General features: G+C 52.5%; 18 protein-coding genes and 1 pseudogene. 11 read left to right on the forward strand and 8 right to left on the reverse strand.

The window, feature by feature from the left end; all coding sequences use genetic code 11:
- Positions 1–10 precede the first annotated feature (10 nt).
- From IPM31_15595 to IPM31_15615, 5 genes and pseudogenes are all read right to left on the reverse strand, one after another.
- Positions 11–1,006, reverse strand: a complete 996-nt coding sequence (locus IPM31_15595) for a Gfo/Idh/MocA family oxidoreductase (GenBank protein ID MBK9008407.1) — start codon at positions 1,004–1,006, stop codon at positions 11–13.
- 13 nt (positions 1,007–1,019) lie between these two features.
- Positions 1,020–1,256, reverse strand: coding sequence for a hypothetical protein (locus tag IPM31_15600; protein ID MBK9008408.1), 237 nt, complete (start codon positions 1,254–1,256; stop codon positions 1,020–1,022).
- On the reverse strand, positions 1,257–1,442 hold the full coding sequence (locus IPM31_15605) for a hypothetical protein (protein MBK9008409.1): 186 nt from the start codon (positions 1,440–1,442) through the stop codon (positions 1,257–1,259). It abuts the gene before it with no gap.
- Between the two features lie 143 nt (positions 1,443–1,585).
- Positions 1,586–3,274 (reverse strand): SulP family inorganic anion transporter, encoded by a 1,689-nt coding sequence (locus IPM31_15610; GenBank protein MBK9008410.1) that lies wholly within the window; start codon positions 3,272–3,274, stop codon positions 1,586–1,588.
- A 135-nt stretch (positions 3,275–3,409) separates the two neighbouring features.
- Positions 3,410–4,550: pseudogene (locus IPM31_15615) on the reverse strand (ISAs1 family transposase).
- Positions 4,551–4,621: 71 nt separating this feature from the next.
- Here IPM31_15615 and IPM31_15620 point away from each other — a divergent pair.
- Positions 4,622–6,826 carry a tetratricopeptide repeat protein gene (locus IPM31_15620; GenBank protein MBK9008411.1) on the forward strand — a complete coding sequence of 735 codons (2,205 nt, stop codon included), beginning with the start codon at positions 4,622–4,624 and terminating at the stop codon, positions 6,824–6,826.
- Positions 6,827–6,883: 57 nt separating this feature from the next.
- Here IPM31_15620 and IPM31_15625 read toward each other — a convergent pair whose 3' ends face one another.
- The 3 genes from IPM31_15625 to ligA form a co-directional block, all read right to left on the reverse strand.
- Entirely contained in the window at positions 6,884–7,045 is a 162-nt protein-coding gene (locus IPM31_15625; protein ID MBK9008412.1) for a hypothetical protein, read from the reverse strand.
- Between the two features lie 58 nt (positions 7,046–7,103).
- The gene (tnpA, locus tag IPM31_15630) at positions 7,104–7,565 is read right to left on the reverse strand and encodes an IS200/IS605 family transposase (GenBank protein MBK9008413.1); all 462 of its coding nucleotides are present in this window, start codon (positions 7,563–7,565) and stop codon (positions 7,104–7,106) included.
- 198 nt (positions 7,566–7,763) lie between these two features.
- A complete protein-coding gene (gene ligA / locus IPM31_15635; protein MBK9008414.1) occupies positions 7,764–9,812 on the reverse strand; it encodes an NAD-dependent DNA ligase LigA in 2,049 nt (682 codons plus the stop codon).
- A gap of 20 nt (positions 9,813–9,832) precedes the next feature.
- On the opposite strand from ligA, the gene IPM31_15640 reads away from it, so the two are divergent.
- The 10 genes from IPM31_15640 to IPM31_15685 all read left to right on the forward strand — a co-directional run bounded on the left by IPM31_15640 (position 9,833) and on the right by IPM31_15685 (position 18,788).
- Complete coding sequence (locus IPM31_15640) at positions 9,833–10,438, forward strand: nicotinate-nucleotide adenylyltransferase (GenBank protein MBK9008415.1); 606 nt, start codon at positions 9,833–9,835, stop codon at positions 10,436–10,438.
- Positions 10,439–10,531: 93 nt separating this feature from the next.
- The gene (locus IPM31_15645; GenBank protein MBK9008416.1) at positions 10,532–11,665 is read left to right on the forward strand and encodes an MFS transporter; all 1,134 of its coding nucleotides are present in this window, start codon (positions 10,532–10,534) and stop codon (positions 11,663–11,665) included.
- Between the two features lie 32 nt (positions 11,666–11,697).
- On the forward strand, positions 11,698–11,898 hold the full coding sequence (locus IPM31_15650; GenBank protein MBK9008417.1) for a DUF433 domain-containing protein: 201 nt from the start codon (positions 11,698–11,700) through the stop codon (positions 11,896–11,898).
- A gap of 13 nt (positions 11,899–11,911) precedes the next feature.
- Positions 11,912–12,124, forward strand: a complete 213-nt coding sequence (locus tag IPM31_15655) for a hypothetical protein (protein MBK9008418.1) — start codon at positions 11,912–11,914, stop codon at positions 12,122–12,124.
- On the forward strand, positions 12,117–12,464 hold the full coding sequence (locus IPM31_15660; protein MBK9008419.1) for a type II toxin-antitoxin system PemK/MazF family toxin: 348 nt from the start codon (positions 12,117–12,119) through the stop codon (positions 12,462–12,464). The genes IPM31_15655 and IPM31_15660 overlap by 8 nt, the downstream gene beginning before the upstream one ends.
- A gap of 118 nt (positions 12,465–12,582) precedes the next feature.
- Entirely contained in the window at positions 12,583–13,341 is a 759-nt protein-coding gene (locus IPM31_15665) for a GntR family transcriptional regulator (protein ID MBK9008420.1), read from the forward strand.
- Between the two features lie 177 nt (positions 13,342–13,518).
- Complete coding sequence (locus IPM31_15670) at positions 13,519–14,169, forward strand: B12-binding domain-containing protein (GenBank protein MBK9008421.1); 651 nt, start codon at positions 13,519–13,521, stop codon at positions 14,167–14,169.
- Positions 14,170–14,461: 292 nt separating this feature from the next.
- A complete protein-coding gene (locus IPM31_15675; protein MBK9008422.1) occupies positions 14,462–15,940 on the forward strand; it encodes a trimethylamine methyltransferase family protein in 1,479 nt (492 codons plus the stop codon).
- A gap of 129 nt (positions 15,941–16,069) precedes the next feature.
- A complete protein-coding gene (locus IPM31_15680) occupies positions 16,070–16,558 on the forward strand; it encodes a hypothetical protein (GenBank protein ID MBK9008423.1) in 489 nt (162 codons plus the stop codon).
- Positions 16,559–16,772: 214 nt separating this feature from the next.
- Positions 16,773–18,788 (forward strand): S9 family peptidase, encoded by a 2,016-nt coding sequence (locus IPM31_15685; protein MBK9008424.1) that lies wholly within the window; start codon positions 16,773–16,775, stop codon positions 18,786–18,788.
- Positions 18,789–18,949 lie beyond the last annotated feature (161 nt).

Genomic DNA, 18,949 nt, shown 5'->3' on the forward strand with positions numbered 1-18,949 from the left:
GTGAAGCGATTTAGAAATCATCCCGCGACAAACGAACAGGCATCGACGCGCGGGACGATTCGAGCAAAGCGCGGATCACGCGGATATTGGCGCGCGAATCATCCAGTGAGACGCGCGGTTCGCGCCCCAGCAGAATCGCGTCCGCCATATCCTCCACCTCGCCGATATACAATTCGCCGCCGCGCACGCGGATCGATTCAGTCTTGTCGTTCCGCGTGAGATAGATCGTTTCATCGACGCCGGGTTTAAACGGATGCGGAATATTCAACGCGCCGTCACTGCCGACAATTTCCATAAATGCGTGGAACGGGATGACGAAACTGGAGTCAAACTGCGCGTGGAGGTCTCCATCGAAACGCATCTGCCCGACGAAGGTCTCGTCGATTCCTGTCGGACCTTCGACCTGCCAGCCAAATACTTCGACCGGCTCCAAGCCTGTGACCATTCTTGCGTAACTGATTGGGTAACAGCCCACATCCCAAATGCTTCCGCCGCCCCACTCGGGGGTCAAGCGCGCATCGTTTTCGCGGGTCAGCACGAAGCTGAACGAGCCGCGGATCATCTTTAACGCGCCGAGCGAGCCGCTCCGCACAATCTCCCGCGCTTTCAACGTCTGCGGATGGTGACGGTACATGAACGCCTCCGCCACGATTCGTCCATGCGTATGCGCGGCATGTTTGATGGCGTCCACTTCCTCTACGGATAACGCGAGCGGCTTTTCGCAGAGCACGTGCTTGCCTGCCTCCACCGCTTTAATCGTCCATTCGGCATGGAGGTGATTCGGCAACGAGTTGTAAATCACGTCAATGTCGGGGTCGGCAAGTAACGCCTCATACGAGCCATGCGCGCGCGGGATCTTTTTCTCTTTGGCGTAGGCGTTGGCACTCTCTGGCGAACGAGAAGCCACAGCCAACACATGATTCCGCTTCGAAACTTGCAACGGCGGGATCAATGCGCGGTTGATGCGCGCCGTGGAGAGTAATCCCCAGTTGAGAGTTTTGGTCATTGCTTGTATACCATCAGTCTTTGCACAGCGGGTCTAACACGGCGGAAAATTCCTTCGGTTCCACCGTACCAAACCAGCGATAAAGAATATCATTCTGCGAATCGAGAAGCACAAACTCGGGCGTGGCGAAAGGAGACAACAGGTCGCGCCATGCGGTCCGCTCATGGAAGTTAACGCGCTCCACCTTCATACATCCATTGTACTGATTCTTGATCCCATCCACGATGGGCTTCATGGCGCGACATTCCATTCAAGCGCCAGAAAAGAACTCGATGAAAGTGAGGTCGTTCGGCTGAATGCGCGGGGCGGAGGTGACGGCAACCGACGGCGTAGAGACAGGGCTTGTGGCGCGCGGAATCGGGGTCGCCGACGCCTCTCTCGCGCAAGAGGACAGGAGAACCGAAATAAAAAAGAGGATTCTCAATCGACGGGTCATGATGAGATTATATCGGATTGCCAGCGCAATCACTATCTGTATTTCGCGAAAGTTCAGGCGGCAGTTCGATTTACCAAGCAAATCGTGTTGCCTGCCTTGACGCAGTACAACTGCGTCAAGAACCTGTTTTCGCGATCCACTGCCTATCCACCGCCAGAGCAATATTTACATCCCCGCTTCTCTGCCGCGACGATTGCCTGGTCGCTCGACCAGAAGAAGTTTTTCTCTCCGATGGTATCCACGAGTCCGCCGCGCTTCATCATGTTGTAGGCATTGTCATGGACTCCCGCGAACATGAGCGTTCCACCTCGCTGATGCAAACGTTCATGCAGACGATGGATCGCCTCGATGCCCGCCGTGTCAATCAGCGAAACTCCGCGCATCGAGAGGATCAACGCGTGTGTGTCTTTCAAATTTTGAAACGCCTCGTTGAATTGTCCCGTCGCCGCAAAGAACAACGGACCCGTGAGGAACGCAACCTTCACGTGTTTGCACTTCCCCGCCGTTTCGATTCCCTTTTGCTTGAGCCGCTGAACGTCTACTTCCTGTACTTCGATGTCAATGCCCGCGATCTTGTTGAGGAAGACCGCGCCCGCGAGGAAGGAACCGATGAGGATGGCTTGCGTCAAATCGAGGACAACAGTGGCAAGCATCGTCACGATGAACGAGATCATGTCGGTCTTGAAGCGTTTGCCGAAGATGAATCGAATCGCCTCCCATTCGTTCATGCGGATGGCGGTGACCATCAACACACCCGCCAACGCCGCCAAAGGGATTCGTCCCATGAACGGCGCGAGCAGAAACATGGACAGCAACAACCCGATGGCGTGGACAATGCTGACAAGGCGGGTCTGTCCGCCCGATTTGATTCCCACACTGGAGCGCGCGATCGCCGCCGTGGCGGGCACTCCGCCGAAGAACGGGATGAGCATGTTGCCCACGCCTTGTGCGATCAACTCTTGATTCGCCTGCAAGCGGATACCGGTCATGTTCGAGCCAACCGCGCCGCACAACAACGACTCCACTGCGCCCAATGCGGTGATGGTGAGAGTCGGCGCGAGGAATTCGGAGAGGTGAGTCCAGGGGATGTTGGAAAGAGAAAGTCGAGATTGGAGAATTAGAGAATTGGGGATGTCGCCGATGGTTTGGGCGGACCAACTCAACGCTTGTGCTGAGCCGTGTCGAAGCATCGAGGAAAGAAGCGTGGCGAGGATGATGCCGAGGAGTGACGCGGGGAAGCGCGCCGTCCATTTTTTGGGCATGAAGAGCATCGTCCCGATCACAAGCAAACCGATGGCTAGAGACTGGAGGCTGGGGGTGAATCCGCCTTGAAAGTATCCGAGAATTTTTTCCGCGGCGGTGTCTGTGGCGGGAGTTTTGACGCCGAGCAGGTTGTCAATTTGACCGATGAAGATGATGAGCGCGATGCCCGAGGTGAATCCGCTGATCACGGCGGAGGGGATGAACGCGATGAAACGCCCGAGCCGCAACAGACCGATGACGAATAGGATAATGCCCGAAAGCAAACCCGCGACCCAGATGCCTTCGAGTCCGTAGCGTTGGACGAGGACGATCAACACGGCAGACATCGCGCCTGTGGGTCCGCTGATCTGGAACGGCGCGCCCGTAAGCGCTCCCATCACAAAGCCCGCGAGGATGGCGGTGACGAGTCCTGCCGCCGCGGTCGCGCCCGAGGCAACTCCGAACGCCAGCGCGAGCGGCAACGCCACCGCGGCAACGGTGAGACCCGCGAGCAAGTCCTGTTGAAATTTGGCAAGCGAATAGCCAGTGAACTCGTCCTTGTACAGGCGAGCGAGACTTCTTCTTGGCATAGATTGTTCTCCGAAAATAGTAATTTCACAAAGGCTCACTGCTCCCCCAAGGCGTCCTTTGTGTTAGTGGCGGGATTGTATCATAAGCGTTATTGCGGATATTTCCAAACTGGTCTAAAATTAGGGCAATCGCATCTAAATCGGTGAGGCGAGGACTTTGAGGAGGTAATCCTGGTTCCAAGCGGCTTGGAGTTGCTTGGCATGCATACCGCCTTTGGCGGTTTTCTCCTGTTTGAGCAGATTGAGCGCAATGTGGCGAAGGACGGCGAAGTTTTCAGGAGCTTGATCTTTACGCACACGACTATGGTCTTCCCGCAAAGCCACATCCAAGACCCAGTGCAGTTCATTTTCAATCGCCCAGTGTCTGCGCACCAGATGTAACAATCGTTTCGGGTGACTGGGCAGGCTGGAGATATAGTAGCGTACTGTTTTGGTTTCCTTGCCAGCCACGTTCCGCGTGCACACGAGCATGACAATGCTTTGCAGACCAGCCAGTTTTCTTTGTTACGAATCAAGTTTAGATAGGCAGGATCAGAGGTACTCCAGCATTCTCGAATTTCTATGCGCCCATGTCCCTTATTCGCTGTCTTGTCATAGTCCAGGGAAGCATATTTGAAGTTGTGGGCTTGATCGACCGCAAACACGACCGAAATATCTTCAAACAGACGCCCCTGGTTCTCTTTCACACTCAAAACATAATCTGCCTGAGCTGCGACGATGGTTTGGGCAATATTGGTTTGGGTTCCTATGGCATCTATGGTCACAATACAGCCTGCAAGCGCCAGAATCTTGAGTAATTCGGGGATGGCGGTGATCTCGTTCGACTTTTCGTCCACTTTACGCTGTCCCAGAACAATCTCGTTTTCTTCCGCCCAAGCGCTGACCATATAAATGGCTCGTTTGCCCAGTAGCCGATCCTGCGAGCCACCCAAACGCTTCCCATCCATATTGATGATTTGCCTGGGATGATCTCATTGACTGCCCAGACCCATTCGTAAAACGCCAACTGGAACTGTTGGGCATCCAACTTCGAGAAGACCCGACCAAAAGTGTCATGCGACGGGATACCATTCGGCAATTCAAGAAACGTGCTCAGCCAGACTATCTTGCTATGCCCAAAATGCTCAATGTCCGTCCAGCCTTCCGCTCCACAGATCACCGCACATATGGCGATGCTGATCAAATCTATGAGTTTATGTTCCTTCGTTCGATCCACCCGCGGATCGCTCACTTTGCTAAAATGCTCGGCGATCGCCTCCAATGGCTTCTTTGTCATGGCTACCTCCTTCAAGATAGCCCTTTTTTACCTCAATTTAGATGCAATCGCCCTAGGTCTAAAATTCCAGCATGGATTGGTGGACTCAAAACAAGGATGCGATAACAGCCATTGGCGCCGCCCTTGCAGCGACCATTACGGTTGGGGGAATCCTTTGGGCAATATTCAAGTGGGGAATTTTGCGCTGGTGGAACAATCGAATTCGGGTTGATTTGAAAGTCTTTGAAGTGATTTCCGACCCAGGTGTTTTGCTCCCCAAATTATACGCAACCGAAAATGACGATAGCCCATTAGCAGACCACAATATCAAGTACCAGCCGCGCAACCCCAAACAAGATTTGCAGGCGGAATTAAAGGCGGCGCTCACTCGATCCCGCCATGTATTGATCACAGCGCCGACAGGGTATGGAAAGACGCGCGAAGCGGGCATGTTAGCTCAAACGATGATGTTGGAGGGCTGGCGCGTTTTACGGATTCAAACAGGCTGGCTGGATGTTCCCAAAACCCTGCCCGAAGAACTTGGGGGAAACCGCTCACGCGTATTGATCCTATTGGATGATCTGAACGGACTATTCAGCGTGGGTAATCGAACCCAATCTCCGCGCGTTGAAAATGAAAAGACCCTGATGCTCAGCCAATTGTCCTATCACGACAGGCTTACGCAAATGCTGGATATGTTCGAAGGCATGTGCACGGAGAACGAAATTCGCGTGATTGCCACCGCGAGGAGCGAAGCCGAACAATGGAAACATTTGGAGTACGATGAGAATGACAGGTTGTGGAAACGCTTTGAAAGAATCGAGATTTCAGAACCCGCCGATTCGGTCATCGTTAATCTGCTCGAAGACACGACCAAACAGGCAGATCTAAAAGCGGATGAAAGCGAATTTGAAGCGATCGCTCGCAAGAGCGACGGCACGTACCGCAATATTCTTCTGAACTTGCGCCGTTATCGCGCTCAAAACAAGCCTGTCAGCAAGGATGATTTTACAGATACGCTGGACGGCTCGTGGCGGGACATTTACGAGCGGGCGGTGAAGAGACTGCCTGCGGCTGCATACGTTTATGATGCAATAGACGTTTTACAACAAGCAGGGATCGAACTGCTTCCGTTTTTGGTTGAAAAAACCGCTTTGATCATTTGGGGCGGTACTTTTATTCAAACATACCTGCGGAGAAGCCGCGTTCAGAAAGCGATTCAATACCTGACTCGCGAAACCAATATCGTACGTCTTGAAGAAGGGAGGGTTTCGCCCAGCGACGGGCAGATAGAAGCCAAACAACATACCCTTTCATGGATCTTTTTCAATGAACGCTTATTGCAATTACTGTTGAATCTCTCGGATAAAGAAATACTGCCTTCGATGTATGGGCTTGCAATAGCGCTTTATTATGAAAAGCAATTCAAGAAATCGGCTCAGTTAATGGAGCGATATATTCAGTTAAGTCCATCCGACCCCAATGGACACAATGTTACAGGGGTGCTTTTTTCTACGCTGAAACGCTACGAGGAAGCGGAAGCCAGTTATCGCAAAGCCATCGAACTCAATCCGTCGGACGCCACCGCGTACTCCAACTTGGGTATCTTGTTGAAAAACCTGAAACGCTACGAGGAAGCGGAAGCCAGTTATCGCAAAGCCATCGAACTCAATCCGTCGCACGCCACCGCGTACTCCAACTTGGGTTTACTTTTGCATGAAAATCTGAAACGCTACGAGGAAGCGGAAGCCAGTTATCGCAAAGCCATCGAACTCAATCCGTCGTACGCCACCGCGTACTCCAACTTGGGTAATTTGCTCAGTGATGAAAACCTGAAACGCTACGAGGAAGCGGAAGCCAGTTATCGCAAAGCCATCGAACTCAATCCGTCGCACGCCACCGCGTACTCCAACTTGGCGATCTTATTGAGGGTCATAAACAAGGAAAGAGACGCCATCCCTATTTTGGAGAAAATAATCGAAATTGACCCCGAAGATTTCAATTCATATCTTGGGATTGCTTCCATAAAAAAAACGATGGGTGAATCGGTTGAACCTGTATTTGTGGAAAAAGCCCGCCAATATATTCCCGCTGATGATTTTTATAACAGGGCGTGTTTGGAAAGCGTGTGTGATAATTTCGATCTGGCGTTTGAATATTTGCGAAAAGCCGCGCAGGGCGGGAAGTTCAATTCAGGTTGGGCGTGGGAAGACCCAGATTTGCAATGGACACGAAACGACCCGCGCTTTGCAGAAATTGTCGGTCCAAAGCCTGAAACCAAGAACTCGGAGATTTGAGAAATCTCCGAGTTCTATATTATTCATGTAACGATAAAGACTCATTTGCCTACGCGCTCAAACGATATACTCCAACTCTCTTTCAAAATTTTCAAAAGCCTCGTCACTGGCGATATCCCATGCGGCAAATTCAGCAGCGAGTTGCATATCAACTAATTCCAATTCAATATTTTCGTTGGATTGATAAACAAGGTTAGGAACGGAAATATTAGTTTTCATATTTCACCTTTTATACAAATAATAACCACCCCAAATTATACACCTCCTCAAATTGCAGTTACTCCACCCATTCAAACAAATACTTCACATCATGTTCGACTTCGAACTTCTTGAGGAATTCCGTGTATTCATCCTTGAACGTCTGTTTGGCATGGTGCCGTTCCTGATTCAAAATGTAATTGTACACATCTTCGACCTGCGAATGTCCGTATGAAAACGCCCCGTAGCCTTCCTGCCAGTTAAACCTGCCTTTGATCCATGCGTGGTCGTTGATGAAGTTGGACGAATTATTTTTGATGTCCCGCACCAGATCAGAGATCGCCATCGCGGGTTTGAGACCAACGAACACATGGACATGATCCTCCACACCGTTGACGATGATCGGCTTGTGTCCCTTGTTCTTGATGATCCCCGCCATATATTTGAACACTTCCTGCCGCCATTCTTTTTGGAGGAGATTCTGGCGTCCCTGCACGGCGAAGACGATCTGAATGTAGATTTGGGAATATGTGCCTGCCATGGTTGCCTCCGTTGGTTATGAATATGCCATCCTTTGGGTTCATGTTTAAACAATCCCGAAGGGATGTTATTTTTATAGAATCGGTTTTACATCAATTCCTAACCCCGAAGGGGTGACATTGCCTTTAAGCTATATCATCCCTTCGGGATTTATATATACGCTAATCACCTTCTATAATCTTTCCACCCCTTCGGGGTTTTACTTCGCCAACTTCTTCAATTCCGCTTCGCCGATGATCTTCACGCCCAACGACTTTGCCTTATCGAACTTCGAGCCTGGGTTTTCGCCTAGCACCAGATAACTCGTCTTCTTGCTGACGCTGTCGGTCACTTTGCCGCCATGCGACTCGATGAACGCCTTCGCATCGTCGCGCGAGAACGTGGGCAACGTCCCCGTCACCACGAACGTCATCCCATCGAACGCATTCGACTTGCGACCTTCGACTTTCGACTTTCCACCTTTCGGCCACATTCCCGCCGCTTTCAACTTCTTCAACAACTTTTGATTCGACGAGCGCGCGAACCAATCCACAATGGACTCGGCGATGTTCGGACCCAATCCTTCGATCTGTTGCAACTCCTCCGCGCTGGATTTGGACAACGCCTCCAACTCAGGGAAAGTTGCCGCCAGATCCCCAGCCATCACCTCGCCGACGCCGCGGATTCCCAGCGCGGCGATCAACCTCGCCAGCGACTGAGTCTTCGAGTTCTCAATTGCAGTCAAGAGATTATCCGTCTTCTTATCTTTGAATCCCTCGAGTGCGAGCAATTGATCCCGCTTCAACGTGTACAGATCCGCCACATCCTTGACCAAACCCGACTCGATGAGTTGCTCCACGATCTTGATTCCCAATCCTTCAATGTCCATCGCGCCGCGCGAGACGAAATGCTCGATGTTGCGCACCAACTGCGCGGGGCATGCGGCATTGACGCAGTACCACGCGACTTCGCCCTCGAAATGCTCCACATCCTGTCCGCACGCGGGACACTTTGTCGGCGGCTTGTATTTTTTCTCCTTGCCCTTGCGCGCATCCACGACGGGACCGATCACATACGGAATCACCTCGCCCGCGCGTTTCACCAACACGCGATCTCCCACGCGGATATCTTTCTCCGCGATGTAATCGAAGTTATGCAACGTGGCGCGTTCGACGATCACGCCGCCGATCTCCACCGCTTCAAGCACCGCGTACGGAGTCAGCACACCTGTCCGCCCCACCGCCACGCCGATGTCGTTGAGAGTCGTCGTCACCTCGCGGGCGGGGAACTTGAACGCGATCGCCCCGCGCGGATCTTTGCCCACGAAGCCAAGTTCACCAGCAAGAGTCAGATCGTCAATTTTGATGACCATGCCATCGGTTTCATAGGACAAGTCATCGCGTTTCTTTTCCCATGATTCAGTGTAGGCAATCGCTTTTTCAAAATCATCGAACCGCTTTGCAATGTCAGTGACGGGGAAACCCAACGCCTTGAGATATTCCAAAATCTCCCATTGACTAGTTGGAACCTTCCCGCCTTCCGCGTGAACAATTTGATACACCAAAATCGTGAGCGGACGCGAAGCGGTTAACTCTGGGTCAAGTTGCCGCAACGATCCCGCCGCCGTGTTGCGCGGATTTTGATATGTCTTCTCGCCCGCTTCCTCCAATTTTCGATTCAACGCCTCAAATTCTTTCACAGGCATAAACGCCTCGCCGCGAACAACTAAATAGGTCGGAGGTCGAAGGTCGAAGGTCGCCGACTTTCGACTTTCGACTTTCGACTCCCGCACAGGAATCTTCAATGGAATAGAACGTATCGTCCTCAAATTCTGCGTAATATCCTCCCCCACTTCGCCATCGCCGCGCGTCGCGCCTTGCACGAAGACTCCATCGCGGTAATGCAGGACAACCGACAAGCCGTCAATCTTCGGCTCGACCACGAACTTCGCTTTTTCAACGCGATCATCAATTCGTTTGACTCGTTCCAGCCATGCGCGCGCATCGTCCGCGCCGAACGCGTTGGCGAGCGAGAGGATCGGCGCGGGGTGGCGCACCTTGTCGAAGCGGTCGGCGGGCTTGGCTCCCGCGCGACGCGTCGGCGAATCCGCCGTGATCCAGTCGGGGCGCTCGGCTTCGATCCGCTTGAGTTCGTTCAGCAGTTTGTCGAATTCCGCGTCGCTGATGATCGGCGAATCCATCACGTGATAGCGATGGTTATGAAAATGGATTTTTTCTTTGAGTTCTTCATAGCGGGATTTGGTTGCCATATTTGAATTATACTTCCGACATGCCGCAACGCATCGGTCTCTTCGGCGGGACGTTTGACCCGCCTCATCTTGGACATTTGATCCTCGCTTCGGAAGCGCAATCGCAATTGGAGTTGGATCGCCTCTTGTGGATTCTCACGCCCGAGCCGCCGCACAAGTTGGATCAACGCATCACGCCGACAGAACATCGCCTTGCAATGGTAAAACTTGCAATTGCCGATAATCCATCGTTCGAACTTTCAGATGTGGAAATCAATCGTCCAGCTCCGCAATACACATCCGACACGATCAAATTGATCGCCGAGCAAAATCCACACGCCGAAATTGTTCCCATCATCGGCGGAGATTCACTGCGCGATTTGCCAACGTGGCATCAACCGAAAGAGATCGTCTATGCCTGTCACTGGATCGGCGTAATGCGCCGTCCGCACGAAAAAGCAAGTTTGGATGAACTCGAACGCGAATTGCCTGGCATCCGCTCGAAGGTCCATTATGTAGACGCGCCGCTGTTGGAGATCGCCTCGCGCGAGATCCGCAGTCGCATCGCGGAGGGGAGATCAGTTCGTTATTATCTCCCAACATCTGTGTACGAATACATCGAACGGCATCATCTATACCAGCAATGAACCATAACTACAACACAAGATCAAAGACCACGCGGGACTACTCAATCATCAATCCCCAATCGAAAATCGCAAATCGTCAATCGTAAATCCAAAATGTCTCTCCTCCTCGACTCCCTCTTCTCCTCCGTCGCGCTCAGCCACCTCATCGTAGACGTGTTCAACAGCGCACGCCCCGTCCTGCTCACATATCTCGGGCTAAGCGAATCGCAGATCGCGCTCATCACCACCATCTACATCTGGACGGCGTCCATCACTCAACCATTCTTCGGCTGGATGTCCGACCGCGTCGGTCCGCGCTGGCTGGCGGCGGGCGGCGTGTTGTGGATGACGATATTCTTCACTGGCGCGATCTACGTGACGGGGACGGGCGGATTCATCTGCCTGATCATCGCCGCGCTCGGTTCTTCCGCCTTTCATCCTGTCGGCACAGCCCAAGCGACTCTACAGGGACGCGCTCTGCTCAAGGGGCGCGACACCACCTCCACATCGTTGTTCTTCATGGCAGGTCAGCTCGGACATTTCCTCGGTCCGATTCTCACAGGCTTGATCCTTGCCCAACTTGGTCTGCATTGGCTAGTGATCATTCCCATCATTTCGATTCCCATCGGCGTTTCGCTCGCATATCAACTACGGCACAATCATCCGCATCCCAAACCAAAACATGACGATGGAAAAATCCGTTTGCAAGCGGGCATCGGATTCATCGTCATCCTCGCCGCAGTAGCGACTTTACAATCATGGGCGCAATCGAACATGATGGCGTTCGTCCCGAAATACATCAAGGACTTGGGTCAAAGCGCGGTCACGTATGGCAACATCGCGGGCTTGTACATGGGCGGTTCTGCGATTGGCAACGTCATCGGCGGGCATCTAGGCGACAAATACACCAAACGCAAAGTCGCCGCGACGGCGTTGTTCCTCGCGGCATTCCCCACCTACATCATCAGCCAGATCGGATGGTCGCTGTGGCTGTACGCGTTGATTCCGCTCGCGGGGGCTTGCACGGGCGCGGTGCACAGCATCATGGTTGTGCTTGCCCAGCGAGTCATCTCAGGCGGCATGGCTCTCGCCTCGGGACTCATCCTCGGCTTCATCTTCTCGGCAGGCGCGTTGGGGCTGTTGCTCACGGGTCCGCTGGCGGAAAGTCACGGCTTCCCCACAGTGTTGATGATGACAACAGGCTTGGTGTTGCTCGCCAGTCCGCTGGCGTGGATGTTGAGGGAATAATTTGGCTGTATAATCGAGTTGCGAGGTGAAACATGACCGACCAAAAATTGCTTGAACGGATTAGCATGAACCCCAATATTATGGCGGGCAAACCTGTCATCAACGGAACGCGCCTGACGGTGGAGTTCATCTTGAATATGCTCGCACACGGACAAACTGCGCCGGAAATTATGGACGAATACAAGGACTTGAAACCCGAAGATATTCAAGCCTGTATCTTGTTTGCAAGCTAGAAAGAGACAGATTATGAACGCCTCAGCACAAACCGCACTCAAATACGATGTTGAAGTCGCCGAAAACGGACAGGTCGAATTGACCGTCCCATTCCCTGCTGGCGCGCATGTGACCGTTTTCATTGTGGAAGCGGGAGAATCGTTCAGCGATTTACTCGGCGCGGCGGAAAGCAGTCTCGCATTTTGGGATAATTCATACGACGATGAGGATTGGAACAATGCCTGAGCAAGGGGACATTTTGCCGGTTCCAATCCCATTCACCGACCTTTCCTCCCAAAAGCGGCGACCTGTTATCGTCATTTCCAACAATGCTTACAATAAAAAGACAACGGATCTCGTCGTTGTCGCTATGACCTCCAACCCTGCGGAGACTGAATATAGTTTCACCATCACTTCAGGCGATTTAGAAAAGGGGACACTCAACCACCCTGGCAAAGTCCGCGCCGATAAGATTTACACGATAGCAACATCTATTATCGTTAAAACCTTTGGGCGAGTGAATGAAAATGTGTTGGAAAAAATTCGTGGGGAACTTCAATCTTTAACCGCAAAGAAGGCAAGATAAGAACGCGCCTGCCGCCATAACCCACAAACATCTTTGTAACCTCCCTCCTCCTAAAACTTCCTGTACACAAAATTATATATAATTTATAATCTGCCCACCCACTTCCCGAAGGAGGCAGATGGCTAGCCGCTCCCCTATTATTGAAGAAAACGAGTTCATCCAGAAACGCCCGCTCAAAGAGGACATCTTCGACGTTCTGCACGACAAGATCGTCTCGGGCAAGTACAAGCCTGGCGAATGGTTGCGGCAGGACGAGATCGCGACTCAACTCGGCGTGAGCATGACCCCCGTCCGCGAGGGACTCGACTTGCTCGTCTCATCGGGCCTGGCGGAACGCGTCCCGTATCGCGGCGTCCGCGTGCGCGAGATCGTGATGAAGGACGTGGTCGAAGCGTACGGCTTGCGTCTCATGCTCGAAGTGGTCATTGCCCAAGAGGCGGCGAAAAATATAACGCCTGAGCAGGTCGCCCGTCTGGAACGAACGATTGCCGAGTCGAAAAAACACAACTCGCTGAAAGAAATGTCCGTGGCGCGGAAGTTGAGTCGCGAATTTCATTCCGCCATCGCAGACATCACGAAGAATGAATTGCTCATCAAGTTGTATGGCGTCGTTGCCAACGCCTTCCCAGATTGGATTCTGTACGAAGCCATCTTCCGCAAGCCTGAAATTTTGGCGGGCAGTATGAGCGACATGCACGACGAGCACACACTGATCGTCAACGCGCTCAAAAAACGCGACGGGTTGAAAGCCGCGTTACATTCTGTTGAGCACGTGATGGAGTCAGGCAAGTGGCTGGAGAAATATCTCGAGCACCCCGTCCCTGCCGAGTTGTTGCGCGAAAAAGAGGAACAGGTTTTGTCGTTGTTAAAAAAGTAATCGGTGGTTGAGTAGGGCTGAGCGTTCGTTGCGAAGCGCGTATCGAAACCACCAGTAAGAATAAATCTTTTGTTACAAGAGAACTCTTGAAAACTGTTGGTTTCGATACGCCCCGCGAATTGCATGCGGGGCTACTCAACCAACGATTTTGATTGAAATCAAATTAGGAGTCTATTCATGTCGGAAGAACTTTATAAGCAAATGGCGCAGAGCATCATCGAAGGTGAAAAGGAAATCGCCATCGAACTTGCAAAAAAATCCATCGAGTTGAACATGCACCCGCTCGACACGATCACCAAGGGATTCGTCGTCGGCGTCAACTACATCGGCGACCAGTTCGGCGCGGGCGAAGCCTTCCTGCCCGAGTTGGTAATGGCAGGCGAAGCGATGAAAGCCGCCGTCGCCGTGCTTGAACCCGAACTGCTCAAACTCGGCGAAGCGCGCGAAGTGATGGGGCGTGTTGTCCTTGCGACAGTCGAAGGCGACATTCACGAGATCGGCAAAACGCTCGTCGGCACGATGCTTTCCGCTTCGGGATTTGAAGTCACCGACTTGGGCGTGGACCAGCCCGCCGAAAAGATCATCGGCAAAGCGCTCGAAATCGACGCGCAGATCATCGGCATGAGCGCGTTGTTGACGACAACGATGATTCGTCAGCGCGAAGTAATTGAAGAACTCGACAAAGAAGGCTTGCGTCCGCGCATCAAAGTGATGGTTGGCGGAGCGCCGATCACCAAAGACTGGGCGGAAAAGATCAAAGCCGACGGCACAGCCGAAGACGCGGTCGGCGCGGTGCAATTGGCGAAGAAGTTGGTTGGTAAGGAATGATTTTTTACCACGAAGGACACTAAGAGCACTAAGTTTTAATTTCGTGATGGGTTTGTTGGTTTTCCAAGAGCAAACTCATGAGAGTCGGTGAGTCCGCTTCAGCGGGCTTTGTAAGAATAGCACGGGTGTTTCGCCCGTGCGGGCATAATCAAACCGCTACCAAAGTCTATCCTCACACCACAACCTCATCCCCATTCGCGCAGATTAGCGTGGATTGGTGGATAATTTTTCTTTATCCTTGTCTTTTCCTTTGTGTACTTCGTGTCCTTTGTGTTTAAAAAAGAGGTAGATAATGCAACCCAAACTCACCCTCCTCACCGACGACATCATCCAGCGCATCCTCGACGAAGCGCATCAACTCCTGCTCAAGCCTGGAGTCAAAGTCAACAACGACGAAGCGCGGGAACTTCTCGCCTCCGCTGGCGCGCAAGTGGACACTGAAACCAACGTCGTCCACATCCCCGAACAAATCGTGCGTAAGGCGTTAGAGTCCGTTCCGCGCGAGTTTTATCTCTACGATTACGACGGTAATCCCACGGTCAAATACGGCGGCGACGCGGTCCACTTCGACCCTGGCTCGTCGGGCATCGCCATGCTCAACCCCGAAACGCTCGAGCATGATACAACCGAAACCTATCACCTTCTCAAGTTAATCAAAGTCGCGGAGCAACTTCCGCAATACGACGCGCAGTCCACGGCGGTGGTTTGCCACGATGTGCCGCAAGCAATACAGGATTCGTATCGCCTGTATCTCGCGCTACTGTACTCCAGGAAGCCGATCGTCACTGGCGCGTTCACCAACAAAACCGTCAACGAGATGATCGACATGCTCGTCATCCTCGCGGGCGGACGCGACGCCTCGCGCGAAAAGCCTCGCGCCATCTTCGACGTGTGTCCTGCTCCCCCGCTCATTTGGAGCAACTTCGCGGCGGGCAATCTCATCGCGCTTGCGCGCGCGGGCATCCCTGCCGAGATCGTTTCGGTTCCGCTTGCAGGCGCGGCGGCGCCCGTCACGTTGCTCGGCGCGGTCACGCAACACACCGCAGAATGTCTCGCGGGCATCACCATCCATCAACTTGCGAAAGCGGGTTCGCCCATCGTTTGGGGCGGCGCGGCGTGCATCTTCGACATGAAAAAAGGCGCGACCCCCATGGGCGCGGTCGAAACTGCCATGCTCGATTGTTCGTACGCGCAAGTTGCAAAATCGTTGAACATGCCCACGCACACCTACCTCGGCGCGACCGATTCAAAACTTGTCGACGCACAAGCGGGACTCGAAAGCGGCATCACCGCAATGATCGGCGCGCTCAGCGGCATCAACATGATCTCTGGCTCGGGCATGTTGGATTTTCTTTCGTGCCACTCCGCCGAAAAACTCGTCATCGACGCGGAGGGTATCGCGATGGCAAAGCGCATGATCGCTGGCGTGCAACTCCACACCGAAACGCTCGCCACAGGTTTCTACGACGACAACATCAACTTCAAAGGCGGCGACTTCCTCAAGCAACGCATCACGATGCAACTCTTCCGCAAAGAACAGCATCTGCCCAGCAACGTCATTGACCGCGACTCGATGCGCAACTGGAAGGAAGCAGGCTCATTGGATTCCTTCGCCCGCGCAAAAGTGATCGTGGATGGACTGCTCGCTTCTTACTCCCGACCTCGGCTTGATGAGGCTAAAGCGACAGCGCTCCACGCCTTCATGCTGACCCTCGCCCAAAAAGCTGGCATGGATGCGTTGCCCCAGCTGGAAGAATATGAACGAACATAAAGCATAAGCTTTCGAGTCATGCATAGGATAAAATCGTCTTAACGCCTTATAATGAAGCGCAGACCGTATATTTTTTGAGGAGAATGTCATATGCGCAGGATAATTTCAATATTAATTGGAATCGTCGTTATGGTAGTCGTGTTCCTATCACTCGGATTACTCGTCTCATCGCTGGCTGTCCGCTGTGATTTGCAGAACGATCAGGTCTATACCTGTCAAGCCCGCGATACGCTGTTCGGTGTCACCATCAGGGAAGTAAGTGCCGAACAGGTTTACGATATATCACGCGAACTCACCTGCAAAGGAGCCGGTCCCAATAAAGGATGCAGCGCTCACGCGGAATTCAATACCGCCACAGGAGAGACGATCATTTTGAGCACGTTATATACCAACCCCGACCAAGTTCAAAAAGCAGTAAACGCGCTCAAGCCGCTCATGGCAGACAAATCCACGCCTATTGACATAGTCTTCCCGCCTTCGACTTTTACATCGGTCGTCATATTCTCCGTCGTTTCGTGCTTGTTTATCCTGTTCGTATTGATCGCGCTCATCTTCCTGTTTGGTAAGGATCCGAAGGATCTTAAAGCACGCACGATTGACTTGAGAAGGAAAAACTAACGTTTCGGCGCAAAGTTGTTTCCTGCGCTCCACGCCTTCATCTTCATGCTGGCTTCGCCCAAAGAGTGGGCATAGAGGCGTTGCCATCATTGGACGAATCGCCATCTATCGTAACTAGCTGACGAGTATACAAGTATACAAATACACACGTAAACAGGTAAACGCGTGTCCACTTGTGTACTTGTTTATATGTTTCCGTGTCTGCCTCCACCCCATGCTCACCCTCACCGACCTCCTCCGCGTCCCACACGTTGACTCCCTCTTCGACATTTCCCCCGACAACACCAAAATCGCCTTCGCATGGAACAAAACAGGCGCATGGCAAATTTACGAATTGGATTTATCTCGCGCTGAGCGGAGCGTCCTTCGTCTGCATTCGTCGCAAGAACCGCTCCTCACTCCGCTCAGGACGATGACATCAGGAGTAAAGAGCGAAGACGAAGCGCATATGATCATCACCTCTGGCACAGGCGGAAAATTCAACCCGCGCTACTCCCCCAACGGACGACAACTCGCCTACGTCCTCGACACAGACGGCAGTGAAAGTTACCACCTCATTGTCTACGATTTTGAATCAAAGCAACACACCGACCTAACCCCCAACATCTCGCACGCACTGCAACCTAACTTCTGCTGGTCTCCCGATGGGACACAACTCGCCTTCCTCAGCAACGAACAGGGACATTTCAGCGCGTACACAATTTCAGCCAACGGAAGTAATCCAAAATTTATTTTGGATACAGGTCACCCCGCCTGGCGAGTGGAATGGTCGCCTGTCGGAAAACATCTCGCAGTGTGTTGCGAAATGCACGGACAGGACTATGGGATTTTTGTTGTTGATATCGAATCATGTCATTCTGAGGACGCTTCAACGTCCGAAGAATCTCTACCACCGTCACGGAGACCCTTCGCTATCACTCAGGGTGACATGCCCATCAATGCCCACGCGCCAAAGTGGTCGCCCGACGGGAAACAACTCGTATTTCATTCCGATGTCAACGATTGGTTTGACATTGGGCTGTACGATCTAGAATCAAAACAAATCACATGGCTGACAAACAACGAAGGCGATTCGCAATCGCCAGTTTTTTTGGAGTCCAACAGCTTGCTGTTGGAAAACAATAAGCAAGATTCTAGAATCCAAATTGCCTACGCGCTGAGCAAAGGCGCGGTCAATTGGATTGAGATATGTCATGCTGAGGAGCGCTCTTTGCGACGAAGCATCTCTACCACGACGAGCGAGACTCTTCGGTCGCAACAATCGCTCCCTCAGAGTGACATCGCAAACTATCAGGTGGGAAAAGGCATCCACAGCGGAATCAGGTTGACGTCCGATTCGAAGCGGATGGTGACGACTTTCAGCAGTCCATCCCAGCCATCCGATCTATGGATGATTGATGTCGAGTCAGGCGAAGCAATCCAGTTGACAAATTCGATGCCCGAGAATTTATCGCGCGAAGAATTTATCATACCTGAAGAAATTTTTTATGAGGGCATGGATGGAGTCAAAATTCCCGCGTTGTTATTTCGTCCTGAAAAATTGCCCGCGCCCGCAGTGGTGATGATTCACGGCGGACCGAATTGGCAATATGCGATGGAATGGAATGTGGCGATGGCGCATTTTGCGAGCCGAGGCTATGTGGTGCTCGCGCCGAATTATCGCGGCTCGACGGGTTATGGGCGCGCGTGGCAATATGCGGCGCGGTTTGACATGGGCGGCGTGGACACGCGCGATGTGGCGGCGGGCGCGCAGTATTTGATCCGTGAGGGGCTTGCGCTGAAAAATAAAATCGCGGTGACGGGACGGAGTCACGGCGGATATTTGACGATGACGTGTTTGACTCAATTCCCCGAATTGTGGTGCGCGGGTTCGGCGTTGGTGCCGTTCATGAATTGGTTCAAGTCGCATGATGATTCGCGCGAAGACCTGCAACATTGGAACATCGAGAACATGGGCGACCCACAGGAAAATTATTCGCGCTGGTATAACGCCTCGCCATACTTCTTTTTGGATCGGATCAACGCGCCCGTGCAATTGATCTGCGGAGGCAACGACCCGCGCTGTCCCGCATCCGATTCGCTGGAGGCTCGTGATAAACTTGTTTCACTTGGTAAGGATGTTGAGTTATTGTTGTATGAAGATGAAGGGCATGAGTTTTTGAAGATAGAGAATGTGTTGGATGCGGAGTCGAGGAGAGTGGAGTTCTTGGTAAGATACCTCGGTGGTTGAGCGCAAGCAGTCGAAACCACAGGTACGCAAAGAAATTATTGTTACAAGATTTACTTTACGGCGTGGTGGTTTCGATACGGCAGCGACGCTTCGTCTGCGCTCTTTGCTAATATCCTTCTCGTCCTGAGCGGAGTGAGGAACGACAGCGACGAACGCAGACG

The organism is Candidatus Defluviilinea gracilis (genome assembly GCA_016716235.1).
GTDB classification, from domain to species: Bacteria; Chloroflexota; Anaerolineae; order Anaerolineales; family Villigracilaceae; genus Defluviilinea; species Defluviilinea gracilis.

Coding starts and splice junctions, on each gene's coding strand:
- IPM31_15595 (MBK9008407.1), bottom strand. CDS start 1,006: ATGACCAAAACTCTCAACTGGGGATTACTCTCCACGGCGCGCATCAAC.
- IPM31_15600 (MBK9008408.1), bottom strand. CDS start 1,256: ATGGAATGTCGCGCCATGAAGCCCATCGTGGATGGGATCAAGAATCAG.
- IPM31_15605 (MBK9008409.1), bottom strand. CDS start 1,442: ATGACCCGTCGATTGAGAATCCTCTTTTTTATTTCGGTTCTCCTGTCC.
- IPM31_15610 (MBK9008410.1), bottom strand. CDS start 3,274: ATGCCAAGAAGAAGTCTCGCTCGCCTGTACAAGGACGAGTTCACTGGC.
- IPM31_15620 (MBK9008411.1), top strand. CDS start 4,622: ATGGATTGGTGGACTCAAAACAAGGATGCGATAACAGCCATTGGCGCC.
- IPM31_15625 (MBK9008412.1), bottom strand. CDS start 7,045: ATGAAAACTAATATTTCCGTTCCTAACCTTGTTTATCAATCCAACGAA.
- tnpA (MBK9008413.1), bottom strand. CDS start 7,565: ATGGCAGGCACATATTCCCAAATCTACATTCAGATCGTCTTCGCCGTG.
- ligA (MBK9008414.1), bottom strand. CDS start 9,812: ATGGCAACCAAATCCCGCTATGAAGAACTCAAAGAAAAAATCCATTTT.
- IPM31_15640 (MBK9008415.1), top strand. CDS start 9,833: ATGCCGCAACGCATCGGTCTCTTCGGCGGGACGTTTGACCCGCCTCAT.
- IPM31_15645 (MBK9008416.1), top strand. CDS start 10,532: ATGTCTCTCCTCCTCGACTCCCTCTTCTCCTCCGTCGCGCTCAGCCAC.
- IPM31_15650 (MBK9008417.1), top strand. CDS start 11,698: ATGACCGACCAAAAATTGCTTGAACGGATTAGCATGAACCCCAATATT.
- IPM31_15655 (MBK9008418.1), top strand. CDS start 11,912: ATGAACGCCTCAGCACAAACCGCACTCAAATACGATGTTGAAGTCGCC.
- IPM31_15660 (MBK9008419.1), top strand. CDS start 12,117: ATGCCTGAGCAAGGGGACATTTTGCCGGTTCCAATCCCATTCACCGAC.
- IPM31_15665 (MBK9008420.1), top strand. CDS start 12,583: ATGGCTAGCCGCTCCCCTATTATTGAAGAAAACGAGTTCATCCAGAAA.
- IPM31_15670 (MBK9008421.1), top strand. CDS start 13,519: ATGTCGGAAGAACTTTATAAGCAAATGGCGCAGAGCATCATCGAAGGT.
- IPM31_15675 (MBK9008422.1), top strand. CDS start 14,462: ATGCAACCCAAACTCACCCTCCTCACCGACGACATCATCCAGCGCATC.
- IPM31_15680 (MBK9008423.1), top strand. CDS start 16,070: ATGGTAGTCGTGTTCCTATCACTCGGATTACTCGTCTCATCGCTGGCT.
- IPM31_15685 (MBK9008424.1), top strand. CDS start 16,773: ATGCTCACCCTCACCGACCTCCTCCGCGTCCCACACGTTGACTCCCTC.